Annotated in this window: 13 protein-coding genes; 11 read left to right on the top strand and 2 right to left on the bottom strand. The window is 68.9% G+C overall.

The window, feature by feature from the left end:
* Positions 1-219: 219 nt before the first annotated feature.
* From CQ034_RS13855 to CQ034_RS13870, 4 genes are read left to right on the top strand one after another with little or no spacing between them, the layout of a single operon-like run.
* Positions 220-939 (top strand): L-ribulose-5-phosphate 4-epimerase, encoded by a 720-nt coding sequence (locus tag CQ034_RS13855; protein WP_105711493.1) that lies wholly within the window; start codon positions 220-222, stop codon positions 937-939.
* Positions 936-2,519 carry a xylulokinase gene (locus tag CQ034_RS13860; RefSeq protein ID WP_105711494.1) on the top strand — a complete coding sequence of 528 codons (1,584 nt, stop codon included), beginning with the start codon at positions 936-938 and terminating at the stop codon, positions 2,517-2,519. The genes CQ034_RS13855 and CQ034_RS13860 overlap by 4 nt, the downstream gene beginning before the upstream one ends.
* Positions 2,520-2,528: 9 nt before the next feature.
* On the top strand, positions 2,529-4,052 hold the full coding sequence (araA, locus tag CQ034_RS13865) for an L-arabinose isomerase (RefSeq protein ID WP_105711495.1): 1,524 nt from the start codon (positions 2,529-2,531) through the stop codon (positions 4,050-4,052).
* A 5-nt stretch (positions 4,053-4,057) separates the two neighbouring features.
* Entirely contained in the window at positions 4,058-4,969 is a 912-nt protein-coding gene (locus CQ034_RS13870) for an aldose 1-epimerase family protein (protein WP_105711574.1), read from the top strand.
* A 152-nt stretch (positions 4,970-5,121) separates the two neighbouring features.
* Here the strand turns inward: CQ034_RS13870 and CQ034_RS19470 are convergent, their stop codons facing one another.
* Positions 5,122-5,544: a hypothetical protein gene (locus CQ034_RS19470; RefSeq protein ID WP_146114851.1), complete on the bottom strand. Its 423-nt coding sequence runs from the start codon at positions 5,542-5,544 to the stop codon at positions 5,122-5,124.
* A 182-nt stretch (positions 5,545-5,726) separates the two neighbouring features.
* On the opposite strand from CQ034_RS19470, the gene CQ034_RS13880 reads away from it, so the two are divergent.
* Positions 5,727-8,192 (top strand): glycoside hydrolase family 2 protein, encoded by a 2,466-nt coding sequence (locus tag CQ034_RS13880; protein WP_105711497.1) that lies wholly within the window; start codon positions 5,727-5,729, stop codon positions 8,190-8,192.
* A 17-nt stretch (positions 8,193-8,209) separates the two neighbouring features.
* Positions 8,210-9,247: a LacI family DNA-binding transcriptional regulator gene (locus CQ034_RS13885; RefSeq protein ID WP_105711498.1), complete on the top strand. Its 1,038-nt coding sequence runs from the start codon at positions 8,210-8,212 to the stop codon at positions 9,245-9,247.
* A 15-nt stretch (positions 9,248-9,262) separates the two neighbouring features.
* Here the strand turns inward: CQ034_RS13885 and CQ034_RS13890 are convergent, their stop codons facing one another.
* Complete coding sequence (locus CQ034_RS13890) at positions 9,263-10,873, bottom strand: FAD-dependent oxidoreductase (protein ID WP_219860798.1); 1,611 nt, start codon at positions 10,871-10,873, stop codon at positions 9,263-9,265.
* Positions 10,874-10,995: 122 nt separating this feature from the next.
* Here CQ034_RS13890 and CQ034_RS13895 point away from each other — a divergent pair, with 122 nt between their 5' ends.
* The 5 genes from CQ034_RS13895 (at position 10,996) to CQ034_RS13915 (ending at position 17,234) form a co-directional block, all read left to right on the top strand.
* Positions 10,996-12,030 carry a LacI family DNA-binding transcriptional regulator gene (locus CQ034_RS13895; protein WP_029264434.1) on the top strand — a complete coding sequence of 345 codons (1,035 nt, stop codon included), beginning with the start codon at positions 10,996-10,998 and terminating at the stop codon, positions 12,028-12,030.
* A gap of 73 nt (positions 12,031-12,103) precedes the next feature.
* Entirely contained in the window at positions 12,104-13,393 is a 1,290-nt protein-coding gene (locus CQ034_RS13900) for an ABC transporter substrate-binding protein (RefSeq protein WP_029264435.1), read from the top strand.
* Between the two features lie 4 nt (positions 13,394-13,397).
* Complete coding sequence (locus tag CQ034_RS13905) at positions 13,398-14,327, top strand: carbohydrate ABC transporter permease (protein ID WP_081859917.1); 930 nt, start codon at positions 13,398-13,400, stop codon at positions 14,325-14,327.
* Positions 14,317-15,180, top strand: coding sequence for a carbohydrate ABC transporter permease (locus CQ034_RS13910; protein WP_081859916.1), 864 nt, complete (start codon positions 14,317-14,319; stop codon positions 15,178-15,180). The genes CQ034_RS13905 and CQ034_RS13910 overlap by 11 nt, the downstream gene beginning before the upstream one ends.
* An 80-nt stretch (positions 15,181-15,260) precedes the next feature.
* Complete coding sequence (locus tag CQ034_RS13915; protein WP_105711500.1) at positions 15,261-17,234, top strand: twin-arginine translocation signal domain-containing protein; 1,974 nt, start codon at positions 15,261-15,263, stop codon at positions 17,232-17,234.
* Positions 17,235-17,239 lie beyond the last annotated feature (5 nt).

Raw genomic sequence — 17,239 nt, forward strand, 5'->3', positions numbered from 1 at the left:
GTCAAGGCTCGCCCCCCGCCCCGCCCCTCCTCTCGCCGAGTGCACGGCCTGTTGTCGAGTGCACGGCTTGCTGGCGTGAACTTCCGGCGCGCTCGGCAGCTTCCCGTGCACTCGGCGAGAGGAGGGGCGGGGCGGGGGGCGAGCCTTGACGGGCCGCGAGCTCCCGTGACAGACTTCCGTGACCGGTCACAGTGGCCGGATGCGAACCCTGAGGCAGCTGTGAGCGACGACGCCCCCACCTTCGAACCCGACATCGAGCACGCGATCGCGGCCGTCCGCGCGGATGTCGCCCGTCTGCACGGCGAACTGGTCCGCTACGGCCTGGTCGTCTGGACCGGCGGCAACATCTCGGGCCGCGTGCCCGGCACCGACCTCTTCGTGATCAAGCCGAGCGGTGTGAGCTACGACGACCTCACCGCCTCGAACATGATCCTGTGCGACCTCGACGGCAACGTCATCCCCGGCACGCCCGGCAGCGACCGCTCACCGTCGAGCGACACCGCAGCGCACGCCTACGTCTACCGGCACATGCCGACCGTCGGCGGGGTCGTGCACACGCACTCGACCTACGCCGTCGCCTGGGCGGCGCGGGGCGAGGAGATCCCCTGCGTCATCACCGCGATGGCCGACGAGTTCGGCGGGCCCGTCCCGATCGGCCCCTTCGCGATCATCGGCGACGACTCGATCGGACGCGGCATCGTCGAGACGCTCCGCGGTCACCGCTCCCGCGCGGTGCTCATGCAGAACCACGGTCCGTTCACGATCGGCGCGGATGCGGAGGATGCCGTGAAGGCCGCCGTCATGGTCGAGGACGTCGCCCGCACCGTGCACCTCGCCCGCGAGGCCGGGCCGCTCATCCCGATTCCGCAGGCCGCGATCGACAGCCTGTTCGACCGATATCAGAACGTCTACGGCCAGTCCGAGGACACCCGCCGATGAGTGCGCTCGACGACATCCGCGAGGGGCGCACGAGCCTCGGCATCGAGCTGGGCTCGACCCGCATCAAGGCCTGCCTGATCGGGGCCGATGCGACCGAGGTCCTCGCGACCGGCTCGTTCTCGTGGGAGAACCGCCTCGAAGACGGCCGCTGGACCTACGCGATCGACGAGGTGTGGCGCGGCCTCCAGGCGGCGTACGCGGCTCTGGTCGACGATGCGCAGGAGCGCCACGGCATCCGTCCCGACGCGTTCGGCGCCATCGGGGTCTCGGCGATGATGCACGGCTACCTGGCGTTCGACGCGTCCGGCGAGCTGCTCGTGCCGTTCCGCACCTGGCGCAACACCAGCACGGGCGCGGCCTCCGCCGAGCTGGGGGAGCTGTTCGGGGTGAACATCCCGCTGCGCTGGTCGATCGCGCACCTGCACCAGGCCGTGCTCGACGCCGAGCCGCATCTCGCCCGGATCGCGAGCGTGAACACCCTCGCCGGCTACGTGCACCACCGCCTCACCGGCGAGCGGGTGCTCGGGGTCGGCGACGCCTCGGGCATGTTCCCGATCGACGCCGCGACCGGTGACTACGACGCGCGGATGCTGCACGCCTACGACACCCTCGCGGGCGAGCGTCTGCCCGCACCGGCGGCTCAGCTCCTGCCGAGCGTGCTCCCCGCCGGGGCCGCGGCCGGCACCCTCACCGCCGACGGCGCCGCCCTCCTCGACCCGAGCGGCGCACTGCGCGCCGGCGTCCCGCTCTGTCCGCCGGAGGGTGACGCGGGCACGGGCATGGTTGCGACGAACTCGGTCGCGCCGCGGACCGGCAACGTGAGCGCGGGCACGAGCATCTTCGCGATGGTCGTGCTGGAGCATCCGCTGGCCGAGGTGCACCACGAGCTCGACCTCGTGACCACTCCGGCGGGCGACGCCGTGGCCATGGTGCACTGCAACAACGGCGCCAGCGAGCTCGCGGCCTGGGTGGGGCTGTTCACGCGCTTCGCCGCCGCGGCCGGCCAGCCGATCGACGACGATGCCGCGTTCGACGTCCTGTTCCGCGAGGCGCTCGAGGGTGAGGCGGATGCCGGTGGCCTCCTCGCCTACAACCACCTCGCGGGCGAGCCGATCGCCGGTCTGGTCGAGGGGCGTCCGCTGTTCGTGCGCACTCCGGACAGCGCGCTCACGCTCGCGAACTTCATGCGTTCCCAGGTCTACGGCGTGTTCGGCACGCTCGCGCTCGGTATGCAGGTGCTCGCGGCGGAGGGCGTGCAGCTCGATCGGATGTTCGCGCACGGAGGCATGTTCCGCACCGCCGGGGTCGCCCAGCGCTTCCTCGCCGGGGCGCTCGATGCTCCGGTCGCGGTCGGCGAGCTCGCCGCCGAGGGTGGCGCGTGGGGCATCGCCGTGCTCGCCTCGTACCTCGCCCATGCCGACGACCTCGCGCTGGCGGAGTATCTGGATCAGCACGTCTTCGCCACGGCATCCCTCAGCACCGCCGACCCCGACCCGGCCGATGTCGCCGGGTTCTCCGCCTATCTCGACCGCTACCGAGCGGGCCTGGCCATCGAGGCCGCCGCCGTCGAATCCCTGTAAGGACCGTTCATGACCCGCACCCCGCTCACCACCTCCCTCGACGGCTACGAGGTCTGGTTCCTCACCGGCAGCCAGCACCTCTACGGTCCCGAGACGCTCGCGCAGGTCGCGGCGCAGTCGCAGGAGATCGCGCGACTGCTCGACGAGTCGCCCGAGGTTCCGGTCCGGATCGTCTGGAAGCCGGTGCTGACGGATGCCGCGGCCATCAAGCGCACCGCGCTCGAGGCCAACGCCGACGAACGCGTGATCGGCCTCGTCGCGTGGATGCATACCTTCAGTCCGGCGAAGATGTGGATCGCCGGACTCGACGCGCTGCAGAAGCCGCTCGCGCATCTGCACACGCAGGCCAACGTCGAGCTGCCCTGGGCCGACATCGACTTCGACTTCATGAACCTGAACCAGGCGGCGCACGGCGACCGCGAGTTCGGGTACATCCAGACGCGCCTGGGTGTGCCGCGCAAGACCATCGTCGGGCATGCGTCCGACCCGCGCCTGCGCCGTGAGCTCGGCACCTGGCAGCGGGCGGCGGCCGGCCTCGCGGCCTCCCGCGACCTGAAGCTCGCGCGCTTCGGCGACAACATGCGCTTCGTCGCGGTGACCGAGGGCGACAAGACCGAGGCCGAGCTGCGATTCGGTGTGCAGGTGAACACGTGGGGAGTGAACGAGCTGGCAGAGGCCGTGGCCGCGGCATCCGCCTCCGACATCGACGCGCTCGTCGCCGAGTACGAAGAGCTGTACGAGGTCGTTCCCGAGCTGCGGCGCGGTGGCGAGCGGCACGAGTCGCTGCGTGACGGTGCGGCTATCGAGATCGGGCTGCGGTCGTTCCTCGAGGAGGGCGGCTTCGGTGCGTTCACGACCTCGTTCGAAGACCTCGGTGCGCTGAAGCAGCTGCCGGGCCTCGCGGTGCAGCGGCTGATGGCCGAGGGCTACGGCTTCGGCGCAGAGGGTGACTGGAAGACGGCCGTGCTCGTGCGCATCGCGAACGTGATGGGTGCGGGTCTGCCGGGTGGCGCGAGCCTGATGGAGGACTACACCTACGACATGACCCCGGGCGATGAGCTGATCCTCGGTGCGCACATGCTCGAGGTCTCCCCGTCGCTGACCTCCGCGAAGCCCACGCTCGAGATCCACCCGCTCGGCATCGGCGGCAAGGACGACCCGGTGCGCCTGGTCTTCACGGCCGACCCCGGCCCCGCCGTCGTGGTGGCGCTGAGCGACATGCGCGATCGTTTCCGCCTCACCGCGAACGTGGTCGAGAACGTGCCGCCGCGGGCCGCGCTGCCGAAGCTCCCGGTCGGACGCGCGGTCTGGAAGCCGCAGCCCGACTTCACCACGAGCGCCGCCGCCTGGCTCACCGCCGGTGCCGCCCACCACACGGTCATGTCGACCGCGGTCGGGATCGAGGCGTTCCGCGACTTCGCCGAGATGGCCGAGGTCGAGCTGCTCGTGATCGACGACAGCACCACGCTGCCCGAGCTTCAGAAGCAGGTCCGCTGGAACCAGGCCTACTACCGGCTGGCTCAGGGCCTGTGACGACGATGCCGCGCTCCGGCCGTCAGCTGCGGATCGCCGCGCACGGGTATGAGGCCGTGATCGCCAGCATCGGTGCGACGCTGCGGACGCTCACGTTCGAGGAGCGCGACCTCGTCGTGCCGTTCGACGCGGATGCCGTGCGCCCCGGTTACCGCGGCGTCACGCTGGCCCCGTGGCCGAACCGCATCGTCGACGGACGCTACTCGTTCGGCGGAGCGGAGCAGCAGCTGGCGCTCACCGAGCCGGAACGCGCGCATGCGCTGCACGGCCTGCTCGCCTGGGTCGAGTTCGAAGACCGTCTGGTGCTCGACGACCGGGTCGTGCTGGCCGCCGTGATCCTGCCGCAGACCGGGTACCCGTTCCGCGTCGAGGTCGAGGTCGAGTACAAGCTCGACGCCGAGGGGCTGCACCAGACGGTGACCGCGCACAACGTCGGGGCGGATGCCGCGCCCTGGGGCACCGGGCCGCACCCGTACCTCGTGGCCGGCCACGGCAGAGTCGACGACTGGACCCTGCTGCTCCCGGCATCCGAGGTGCTCACGGTCACCCCCGATCGGCTGAGCCCGGTCGGGGTGGAGCCGGTGTCGCAACATCCGAAGTGGGACTTCCGCTCGGCGCGCCCCATCGGCGACGTCTTCATCGATCACGCCTTCACCGGCCTGGCCCGCGACGGCGGTCTGGCCGAGGTGCGGCTGACGGCTGCCGACGGTCGCGGCGTGGGGATGGCGTGGGACGAGCGCTGCCCGTGGGTGCAGGTGCACACGGCCGACACCCCCGCCGTCGCGGAGACTCACCGCATCGGCCTCGCGGTCGAGCCGATGACGTGCCCGCCCGACGCGTTCAACTCCGGCGTGGATCTCGTGACGCTGGATCCCGGCGCGACGCACGCGGCGTCGTGGCGGATCTTCGCGCTGTAGTCGCGGATCCCGATCGACAGAGCAAGAGCATGGCAACTCTCCGTCGTCGACGGATCGTCACGAAGACCTCCGAGAACCCAATGTGAGAGTGGTGCCCACATTGTCTCGGAGGTCTTCTGCCTCAGAGGCTTGTCGTGCGTCGGGGAAGGCGTTCAGGGCGACGTGCTGAGGTCGCCCCACTCGATCGCCACGATGCAGAGGTCTTCGCCCGAGCCGCGGAGAAACAGAACGCTCGGCACCTCTGTTCCACCGATCGCGTCGTCGGTGGGGGAGAGGTTGATGAACCACGTCGGCGAGACGTCAGCGTAGTCTGTCCACTCCTCGCCCGTGTATCTCTCGGGCTCGCCGACAGCCATCGTCTCCCACACCTGGGATGATCCCCTCTCGAGATCTGCGCCAGCGCACACGTCGGAGGAGTCGCCCAATGATTGCATTTCGTCGATGACACGTTCAGCTACAGACCTGACGGCGGCGCCTTCGGAGCCCCAGACGAGCGAGTCAGTGGAGCATGCGGTGCATGCAGTGCATGCGGCGACCGCAATCGTTCCCACGATTGCCTGACCGAACCGATTCATCGATCTCTCCCTCTCCCCGCACAACAACTGACGCCCATGAGCGTAGATAAAACGATACACATTAGCTACAGACGTGGTGCCATTCGCACCGCCGCCGCCGGGCGCGGGAGAGCATGGGGCACTAGCTACTTAAGCGCTTAGGTTACAGTGGACTCCTCACGAATCAGCGAGGAGGACTCCGCATGCGTACGACGTCGGATCTGGCAGGACGGTGGAGCTGGACGGTCGACGCCGAGGGCGACACTCCTGTCCCGGAAGAGGCCGCGCCGCTCGTCGGGAGGGCCGTCGCCGCGCAGGTGCCCGGGGCGATCCACCTCGATCTGCGGAACGCAGACCTCATTCCCGACCCCTTCGTCGACCGCAACGAGGAGGCCGTGTCCTGGGTCGCTCGATGCGACTGGCGCCTGAGTCGCACCTTCCCCCGGTCGGGCGACGCGGAGCGGGTGGATCTCGTCCTCGACGGCGTGGACACCATCGCGTCGATCGCCGTCAACGGGCGAACCGTCGGACAGACGCGGAACATGCATCGTGCGTACCGGTTCGACGTGACGGCGGCGATCGAGGAGGAGAACAGCGTCGATGTCTGCTTCACCTCCGCATACACGTATGCCGAGCAGCAGGAACGTGCGCTCGGCGCGCGCCCCAGCGCCTATCCGCAGCCGTTCGCATTCATCCGGAAGATGGCCAGCAGCTTCGGCTGGGACTGGGGGCCGACCCTTCCCGGATGCGGGCTCTGGCGTGACGTCAGGATCGAGAGCTGGAGCACGGCGCGGATCGCCGCGGTCCGTCCGTTGGTCGACGTCTTCGAGCAGACCGGTATCCTCACCGCTCACATCGACCTCGAGCGAACGGCCTCCGGCGCGAGCCTCCCGCTGCATCTCGAGATCGAGATCGCGGGGCAGGCCGTTCATGCCGAGGTGCCGCCGGGTGAAGAGTCGGCGACCATCGTGGTCGCCGTTCCCGATGTGCAGCGGTGGCACCCGCGCGGATTCGGCGAACCCCATCTGTACTCGGTCGAGGTCTCACTCTGGTCGGAGCGAGAGCGGCTCGACGAACACCGCACGCGGGTCGGCTTCCGGACCGTCGTCGTCGATCGGACCCCCGATGCGCACGGCACGCCGTTCGTCGTCACGGTCAACGACCGCCCGATGTTCATCAAGGGCGTGAACTGGATTCCCGAGAGCGTCTTCCCCGGGGAGGATGTCGCCGACCGCGTCCGCACGCGCCTGGAGCAGGCGGCGGAGGCCAATGTGAACCTCGTCCGGGTGTGGGGTGGAGGCGTCTACGAGAGCGAGGCGTTCTACTCCGCGTGCGACGAGCTCGGCCTGCTCGTGTGGCAGGACTTCCTCTTCGCCTGCGCCGCCTATCCCGAGGAGGAGCCGATCAGGGCAGAGGTGCTGGCCGAGGCCCGCGAGAACATCGTGCGGCTCAGCTCTCACCCGAGCCTCGCCCTCTGGAACGGGAACAACGAGAACCTCTGGATGCGCCTGGACAAGGATTGGGCATCGCAGCAGGGCGGGGAGCTCACCTGGGGTGAGCGGTACTACCTGGAGTGGCTGCCGGACCTCGTCCGCGAGCTCGACCCGACCCGTCCTTACACGGAGGGGAGTCCCTGGTCGGGCAGCGGGGTTCACGATCCGAACGACACGGATCACCAGACCTTCCATTCCTGGGATGCCTGGAACGAAGACGACTACTCGGTCTACCGCGACAGCTCTCCGCGCTTCGTCTCCGAGTTCGGGTGGCAGGGCGCCGCCGCCTGGCGGACGTTGCGCGATGCGGTCTCGGACCCCGATCTTCGTCTCGACTCCGAGAACGTCCGGCACCATCAGAAGGCCATCGACGGGCACGCGAAGCTCGCCCGCAATCTCGCCCGCCACCTGCCGCCGACGGACGACTTCGACCGGTGGCATCTGCAGACGCAGTGGATGCAGGTCGAGGCCGTCCGCACCGGCGTGCTGCATTGGCGCGCGAGTTGGCCGCGCACCTCGGGAACGATCGTGTGGCAGCTCAACGACCTGTGGCCTGTGACGTCCTGGTCGGCGATCGACAGCGCGGGCCGGTGCAAACCGCTCTACTTCGCCCTGCGCGACATGTACGCACCGCGCGTGCTGACGATCGAGCCGCGGGGCGACGCGCTCGAACTGTGCATCATCAACGACGACGACGAGGCGTGGCACTCCACGGTGCGACTCGCGCGGCGGCGTGCCGACGGGTTCGCTGCGGCGGAGCAGTCGTTCCCGCTCTCCGTGCCTCCGCGCTCGGTGGCCCGCATCGAGCTGCCGCCGATCATCGCCGAGCCGCGGGATCCGGGGGAAGAGTTCGTGGTCGCCACCGTCGACGACCAGCGAGCCCTCTGGCATTTCGCTCCACCGAGCGGCGCGCACGCTCACGCTCCGCTGGAAGTCGCCGTCGCCGTCGTCGCCGGCGGTATGGACATCAGCGTCCGCTCGCGTCTCCTCGCGCGCGACGTCCTCGTCCAGCCGGATCGCCTCCATTCTGAGGCGACGGTCGATCGCGGCTTCACCACCGTGCTCCCGGGGGAGACCGCGATCTTCCGCGTCCGCGCGCCGGAGCCGCTCGATCCCGACTCGGCGCGGGAGGCGTTCGTCGTCTCCTCGCTGCGGGATATCATCGATCCCGACTGACGGGAGCTGCATCGGTGATGACGAGCGCTGCGCGGGCCCGGCGGGTCACGATCGCCGATGTCGCGCGCGAGGCGCAGACGTCGACCGCGAGCGTCTCCTATGCCCTCAACGGTCGCCCGGGGATCTCCGAGGCCACGCGGGAACGGGTGCTCGAAGTGGCGGCCCGACTCGGCTGGTCGCCGGCGAGCGCCGCGCGTGCCCTGGCGGGTGCCGGTGCGGACACGATCGGTCTGGTGCTCACCAAGGATCCTCGCGATCTCTCCGTCGAGCCGTTCTACATGCAGTTCATCGCGGGAGTGGAGTCGGCTCTCACCGTGCGCTCCCGTGGTCTCCTGCTCGAGGTCGCCGCTGATGCGGACGCCGAGGTCGAGGCGATCCGGCGTTGGCGCGGTTCGCGGCGTGTGGACGGCGTCCTCCTCACCGACCTGAGGCCACACGATCAGCGGATCGCCGTCGTCAGGGAAGCCGGTGTCCCCGCGGTCGCGGTGGGCGATCCGAGCGCTGCGGCCGGCCTGACGACCGTGTGGACGGACGACGCCGCCGCGATGAGACAGGCCGTCGATCATCTCGCTGCTCTCGGGCATCGTCGCATCACCCGGGTCGCGGCGCCCCGACGGTATGCGTACACGGCCATCCGCGACGACGCGTTCGATCAGGCCGCCCGTGCGTGCGGGCTCGACCATGACATCGTCCGCAGCGACCTCTCGGAGGATGCCGGTGCGGTCGCCACGCGCGCCGTGCTCTCGTCGCCGCGCCCGCCGACGGGGTTGATCTTCGACAACGACATCATGGCTGTCGCCGCCCTGACCACGGCGCATCAGCGGGGACTGTCCGTTCCCGGCGATGTGTCGATCATCGCGTGGGACGACTCGCTTCTCTGCCGACTCGTGACGCCGGGGTTGACGGCGCTCAGCCACGATGTGGTCGCCCTCGGCGCAGAGGCCGCCCGACGCCTGCTCGACGTCATCGACGGTGCGGAGCCGGCCGTCTACCAGGAGGCGACACCGATGCTGCAGATCAGGGCCTCGACCGGTCCTGCGCCGACCGAGGCCTGATGCGTCGACGGCGGTCTACCAGCGAAGAGCGGGGTCCCACCGCAGCTGCACGCCTCCGCGCTCGAGGTCGCGCTGGAAGTCGTCCAGGTGCCGGGCATCCGCGCGCACCGTCGACGGCTCGACACCGTGGTCGAGACAGTACGAGGCGAGGGCCCCCACGGCCTCGCCGATGGACCATTCGACGGGCTGCAGCCGGTAGCTGCCGTTCGAGATGTGCGTCGTGCCGATGTTCTTGGCTGCGGGGAGGAGATTGCGCACGCGCTGCGGCAGAAGGGCGCCGAGCGGGATCTCGAACGGCTCCGGGAGCCCGCCGCCACCGGCGCTGCCGCCGGTCGTGGCGTGCCGGTCGATCCAGTAGTAGTGGCCGACCCCCACGGTGTCGGGATAGCGCTCGGCGCCCCTTCCGTCGCGGAGATCGCGGTCGAAGTCCTGCTCGAGGATCGTCCGCTCGGCCCGGATGCGACGGGATTCGCGGAAGTAGGGCATCATCGCGAACCCGTCGGGCGTCCCCGTGACCTGTGGTGCGAGGCGGAGCCCCGGCCAGCCGACACCGCCATCGGGTCGAGGAGCCTCCGTCTGCAGCCAGTAGAGCAGCGACCGACTCAACGCCTTGGAGCGATCCCAGTGGACGGCGGCGTCGTCGACGCCGAAGAGCGGGCCCCCGACGTAGTCGTTCATCGGCCAGTTCACGATGACGATGTCGCTCTCGTAGGCGCCGTCCTCGAACTGGCGCCGTGCGGCGATGCGGCGGTAGTTCCACAGTTCCGGGGCGCCGTCCATGTTGCGGTGGTCGACGTCGATGGCGAAGGGGTCATCGTCGTCGTTCACCCGCAGTGTGTACTCGCGGGCGATGGAGCCGTCGTGCGCGGCGCGTCGGAATCCGAGCATCTTCTCGCCGTCGAGCTGCGGCGGCCGCCACTCGCGGAAGGTGTCGTAGTCGTCGGGGCGATCGATCGTGTGATCCTGACCGGCGAGGTGTTCGACCGCGAAGCACCAGGTGACGCTCTGCATGTCGAGCGGGTCACCGGCCTCCGGCGCACTGGGCTCCCCGGTCTCGCCTCGAGCCTCGCGGCCGGTGACGTATTCCACTCCGCCGAGCTCCAGGAGATCACCGAGCTCGGTCGCATCCAGCACGAACGGCGCGGACAGCTCGCGCGAGACGCCCTCGCGGTCGCGCACGGTCACCGCGGCGATGCGGTCACCGTCGGTGTGGACGGCGACAGGCGTGGTCTCGAGCATCAGAGCGAGTCGGCCGGAGGCCTCGTACGGCCGGAGGAGGTCGTGGATCACCGCGAGGATGACCTTCGGCTCGACGCTGAGCGGGCTCACCCAGGCCGCGCCCGGGTTGAGATGCCGGTCGGCTCTCGCGGCGGCGGTGAGCGGGTAGTACGTCCGGTAGTGATCCCGGACGAGGTCGCGGAACTGGGCGTAGCTGCGGTTACGACCCGTCGCCTCGATGCGTCGGTGCTCGTCGCTGGGTACGAGCTGACTCGTCAGCTGGCCCCCCAGCCAGGGGGTCTGCTCGGTCATGATGACCGATCTGCCGCGGCGCAGAGCGGCGAGGGCGGCGGAGACGCCGCCGACGCCACCGCCGATGATGAGAAGGTCGGCCTGCTGTCGTGTCACGGAAGAACACCTTTCTTTCCCGAGAACTCTAGGTAATTTTCTCGAACATGTCCAAGTAAAATCTCTAGAGGAGACGGGTTCGCCATAGAATTCCAGAACGCTGACTGAGTGAAGGGGTGCCCATGCGCGCGAAGGAGCGTCGACCATCGCTTGCCGAGGTGGCGGGTGAGGCGGGGGTCTCGATCTCCACCGTCTCGAAGGTCGTGAACGGGGCGCCCGACGTCGCTGCCGACACTCGCGTGCGGGTGGAGTCGGTGCTCCGCGACAAGCAGTACCTGTCGCCGAAGCAGCGCTCGCGGAGTGATCTGGCGACGGTGGTGGTCGTGCTCGCGAGTTCGAGCATGTCGTCCCCGCTGACGGTCGAGATCCTGCGCGGCACCATGCGTGCGGCGCACGAGGCCGGGCTCGAGCTCGTGCTGCTCGACCTTCCGGATGGGGCGCCCGCCGCCGGCTGGATCGAGCGGACCAAGCGCAACGGTCCGACCGCGGTCATCGCGCTGAAGTCGCGGTTGAGGACGCAGGAGCGGGCGAAGCTCGCGAAGAACGGCGTCCCCCTCGTCGAGGTCGACACCTACCAGCTGCCGGACAACGACTCGTATTCCGTGGGCGCCACGAACTTCGCAGGGGGGATGGCAGCGACGCAGCATCTGCTCTCGCTCGGGCATCGGCGCATCGGGTTCCTCGGCGGAGTCTCCGACACGCAGGCGTCGATCGCTCGCAAGCACGGACATCTCGCCGCTCTCGCCTCGGCCGGGATCGAACCCGGGGACGACATCATCGAAGAGGGCGACTTCACCTACGAATCTGGCCTGCAGGCGGCGGAGACTCTTCTGGGTCGACCGGGTCGCGTGACGGCGATCTTCGCGGCGAGCGACGCGCAGGCCGCTGGAGTCCTCGAGGCCGCGCGCCGCGCCGGGGTGTCCGTCCCGGATGAGCTCAGCGTCATCGGGTTCGACGACCAGCTCGTCGCGCGGATGACGGCCCCGCAGCTGACGACCATCCGACAGCCCTCCGAGGCGATGGGCTCCTACGCGGTGGAGGTCGCCCACAAGCTGCTGCTCGGCACGACACCGCCGGCCTTCCATACCGACCTGGCGACGGAACTCGTCGTGCGGGGATCGACGGCACCTCTGCAAGCTATCGAAAATACTGCTTGATATTCTCGATAGTTCTGGTACTTTTTCTTTCAGCGCGCTACGAGGCGCGTCAATGAGTCCGAAGGAGTACTTCATGCGAGCTACCCGATCCCGAGGGGCTGCCATCGCGCTCACCGGAGTTCTGGCGGTGTCCCTCAGCGCCTGCGCCGGTACCGACAGCGGCGCCTCAGGCCCCGTCGACCTGACAATGGCGCTCTGGTCCTCCAACGAAGGTCACCTGGCGCTGCTGCAGGAGATCGGCGATGCCTACGTCGAAGAGCACGGCGACGAAGTCTCGTCGATCACTTTCGAACCCGTCACAAACCCGGACTACGTCGCCGGGCTGACGACGCAGATCGCCGGCGGCGACGTTCCCGATCTCGCCTGGATCCCGGAGGCGAGCGGTCCCGAGTTCGTCGACTCCGGGATCCTGCACGACGTGCGCGAAACCCTGGAGGGCACCGACGGCTACGACCTCGACGACATCCTCCCGGCCGCGCTCGCGCCGTGGCAGGACGACGACGGAGGCGTCTACGCGTATCCGTTCTCGAACTCCCCCTTCGCGCTCTACGTCAACGATGACCTCGTCGCGGCCGCGGGCCAGCCGGATGTCGAGTCGCTCGTCGGCACTCCCGACTACACGTGGGACACGGTCGCGGACATCGCTGCGGCGGTGAACGGCGAGACGGGAGCGACAGGGCTGAACGTGCCCACGTTCAACCCGACGAACTGGAGTGCCGTGACCATGCTCGGGAACGCATGGGGCGCCGCGCCGTGGTCCGAAGACGGCACGACCTGCGAGTTCGCCTCTCCCGAGATGATCGAGTACCTCACGTGGTACCAGGACCAGATCGACAGGGGAGCGATCCCTGCCGTCTCCGGCAACGCGGCGCCCGCTGCATTCGCGAGCGGTGACGTCGCCTTCAGCGTCGCTCAGCTCAGCCAGTCGGGGAGCCTCGACGACAGCTTCGAGTGGTCGTTCCTCCCGCTGCCCGCGGGGCCGGAGGGGTACCACCCGATCGTCGGCCAGGCGGGCGTGAGCGTCCTCGAGCGCAGTGAGAACCAGGATCAGGCGGCAGGCTTCCTCGCCTACCTGACCAACCCCACGAACGCCGAGCTCCTCGCGCAGTTCTTCCCGCCGCCCCGTGAGTCCCTGCTCAACGTGGAGACGCTCTCGCAGGCAGCGCCGAAGCTCTCGCCCGAAGAGATCCAGTCGGCGATCATCGACGTGGTCCCCGACGCCTCGGTCAAGCCGCAGCACCCGGTGCTCTCCCAGTTCTCCGACAAGGTCCGTGCGGGTCTCGACCCGGTGTGGTCGGGCGGCGACGTCGAGACCGCGGTCACCGGCATCTGCGAGCAGATCTCGCCGACGCTCAAGGGCTGACCGCGTGACCGCACGCACCGTCGCGGCGAACGATCGAAGAGCCCTGCCGAGCCGGCGTCCCCGTCCTGACGGGGATCGCTGGCTCGGCGTGGCCTTCGTCGCGCCCCAGGTCCTCGGCGTCATCGTCCTCGGTGTCGTCCCCTTCCTCTTCGTCATCTGGTACAGCTTCAACGAGTGGCGTCCGCTCACCGGCGGCATGGAGTTCATCGGGCTCGACAACTACTCGCGTCTCTTCGCGGACCCGACCTTCTCGGCCTCTGTCGTCGCGAGCCTGCTGTTCAGTGCCGGCGTCCTCATCCTGAACCTCGTGATCGCCATCAGCCTCGCCGTGCTCCTCAATCGGCGGATGAAGGGCATCACCGGGTTCCGCACGATCTTCTTCTCGCCCGTCGTGGTGTCGGTCGTCGCCTGGTCGGTGACCTGGGGGTTCCTCCTCGCCCCGGATGGCGGCATCAACGGAGCGCTCCGGATGCTCGGGATCGACGGGCCCAACTGGCTGGCTGATCCCTCCACCTCCCTGATCTCGCTCGTCGTGGTGCAGGTCTTCAAGGGAGTCGGTATGAACATGGTGCTCTTCCTCGCCGCGCTGCAGAGCGTGCCGGAGGAGATCCGCGAAGCGGCGCAGCTCGATGGTGCGACGCCGTGGCGGTCGTTCTGGGCCATCACCGTGCCGATGATCGCTCCGACGATCCTGCTCACCGGCATCCTCACCACGATCGGCTCACTCGAAGTCTTCGCACCCGTGCAGCTGCTCACCGGAGGTGGTCCGGGGGATTCGACCAACGTCCTGCCGTTCCTCCTCTACCGCACCGCTTTCGTCAGCCAGCAGTTCGGCTACGCCAGCGCGATCGGTGTCGTGCTGTTCGCCATCATCCTGGCCCTGACGATGCTGCAGTGGACCACGCGACGCAAGTGGGTGCACGATGAGGTCTGAGACGTCGAAGGCGGCCCGCAGCCGCTCCAGGATCAACACCGTCGTGCTCTACGTCCTGCTCGTCGTGGTGTCGGTGCCGTTCCTGTATCCGACCCTGTGGATGTTCTTCTCGTCCTTCAAGCCCGCGAACGAGATCTTCCTCCAGCCGCCGACGCTGCTGCCCAGGGAGTGGACCCTCGACGGCTTCGTGCAGGTGTTCACCGCCCAGCCGTTCCTGCAGCAGTACGGGAACTCGATGTACATCGCGGCGATCGTCACCGTGTCGTCGATCCTGCTCTCGGCGATGGCCGGCTACGCCTTCGCGCGGATCCGGTTCCCGCTGCGCAACGCGGCCTTCACCCTGCTGCTCGCGGCGATGATGGTGCCGACCGAGGTGACGATCATCCCGATCTTCACGGCGGTGAACGCCATGGGGCTCAACGACACCCACTGGCCGCTCATCATCCTCCCGATCTTCGGGCCGACCGCGGTCGTCTCCGTGTTCATCTTCCGGCAGCACTTCCTCAGCTTCCCCAAGGACTACGAGGAAGCGGCCCGGCTGGACGGCGTCACACGGGCCGGGGTGTTCTTCCGCATCGCCCTCCCGTTGGCGACGCCGGCGATCGCCGCCGTCGGGATCATGGCGTTCCTGCGCTCGTTCAACATGTACTTCGAGGCGCTCATCTTCCTGCGCACACCGGAGAAGTTCACCCTCGGACTCGCGATCACCCGCTATCAGGACTTCTACGGCGAGCAGATGTGGAACACGCAGCTCGGCGCAGCGTCTCTCACCGTCGTCCCGATCCTCGTGGTGTTCCTCATCGCGCAGAAGCAGTTCGTTCAGGGCCTCGCTCAGACGGGGCTCAAGGGATGAGCTGACTTCCCCCACAGCGACGACGCGGACCGGGCGTCGTCGCCACTCACCATGCCCCGGTCAGAGACGAAGGAGTCGAGATGATGCATGAGGATGAGGCCCGCCCGCAGATGCTGCCGGCGCTCAGCCGAAGGAACTTCCTGGTCGGTGCGAGCGCCGCCGCGGCACTGCTCGCCATAGGGAACGCGGGGGCGTCGCCCGCGCTGGCGACATCGGCCGGCACGGTGTTGCCGCTCGTCGCGCCGCTCCCCGCCGGGCAGCCGGTGCGCTCCCAGTTCGCCCCGAACGAGCAGGTGCTGGCCGCCTACCTGATGATCGTCGCCCCGCTCGCCAACAGCGTCCGGGACGTCGCGCCGAACTACGGATGGATGGAGGACGGCTGGTGGCGCACTCCGAACCAGCCCTACAACACCCGCATCATGGAGCATGTCGCGACGCTCTCGTGGTTCTATGCCAACGACCGCCCGTGGAACCCGTACTACCGTGACCCCGCTCTCCTCGGACGGCTCGACGCGGCGCTCAGCCACTACCTCTCGCTGCAGCACGCCGACGGCTCGTACCCGGAGTACTCGCCGACCGAGCATCACCTGTCGCCGACCGGATTCGGAACCGTGGCGCTCTCCGCGGTCCTCCGGGACCTTCGCGCCGCGGGCGAGCTCCACGACCGCCGTCTGCAGATCCGCGACGCCATCCGCAAGAGCTCGGCCTGGCTCGTGGACACCTCGCGTCCGCATTGGAATCGACCGGTGCAGTTCGCCAATCAGGTGGTCGCCGGCCTCTCCGGAGTGGTCGAGGCGGCGCACATCCTCGGCGAGCCCGCGGTGAGCGCCTCCGTTCCGAACCGGCTGCAGATCATCCTGAAGGACGGCCAGGCTCCGGCCGGGTTCTTCCACGAACCCGTCGCGCCGGATGCCGGATACAACTTCGACGTGATGCTGCCCGATCTCGGCGCCCTCTACAAGCGGCTGCCTGACCCGTCGATCATCCAGCTGGCGGAGCGGTTCGCCGCGTGGTGGGGGTACGTAGTCGTCATGGAACCCGGGCGGAACGAAGGCTTCATCCTCTCCGGGACGAGTGCGCGCAACATCGTCGCGACGTTCGTCACCACCCCCGTGGACGATCTGGATCGCAGCGCCCTCGCGCGGACGCTGCTGCCGCACGTGCCCGCGCTGCGTGCCTTCTACGCGAGCGCGGAGGAGAAGACGCAGGCGCGAAACGCGTGGGGCTCGTCCTCGGCACCCGTGTCCCCGAGACCGAAGCAGGATTCGTCGCCACGGCTGCACATGCATGTCCCGCAGGCGCCGATCGGGGTGCCCGCGGCGCAGCGCGACGCCCAGGTCGCCGCGCTGCGGTATCGGGCGGAGAGCACGTTCACCGAGCTGCGCAAGGGCACCCTCGATCAGCAGTATGTGTTCGTCCGCCGCCCCGGCTACTACACCGCCGGCCTCTACGGCGTGCGGCAGAACTCGCTCCAGCGGATGGGGACGAACGCGTTCTGGCACCCCGTCGCGGGGATGCTCGCCCTCACCGTGAACAGCACGGGTCCGGATGACTGGACGACCGTCGCCGACACGGTCGGGACGGCTTCATCGCGGGGTCCGGTGACGGCGACGCATCATGCCGGGTCCAGCGCATCGGGCACTGTGATCCCGGCGGATGCCCTGACCGGATACACGGGTACCTTCACCACCAGGTACGTGACCGCGGACGGCGCCGTCACCACGGATGTGACCCATCGCCCGGATGGGATCAGGCGTGCGCTGACGACGCCGGGAGCGTCACGCGAGCGCATCCCGCTCATCATCGGCACCGACGATCAGGTGGTCTTCGCCAACGGCACGCCGGCGCCGTACGGACAGGAGACCATCACGGTCACCCGAGGGATCACGGTCACTCGAGGCGGCATGAGGTTCATCATCGACTGGGGTGTGGACCGCGAAGCGAAGTACGCGCCCATGGATCGGTCGTACCTCGGGAACCGAACGCACCGGATCCTCACGATCAGCTTCGCGAACTCGCTCGCCGTCGACTTGAAGGTCGTGCCGGCGGTCTGACACCC

The organism is Microbacterium sp. MYb45 (assembly GCF_002979655.1).
Lineage (GTDB): Bacteria > Actinomycetota > Actinomycetes > Actinomycetales > Microbacteriaceae > Microbacterium.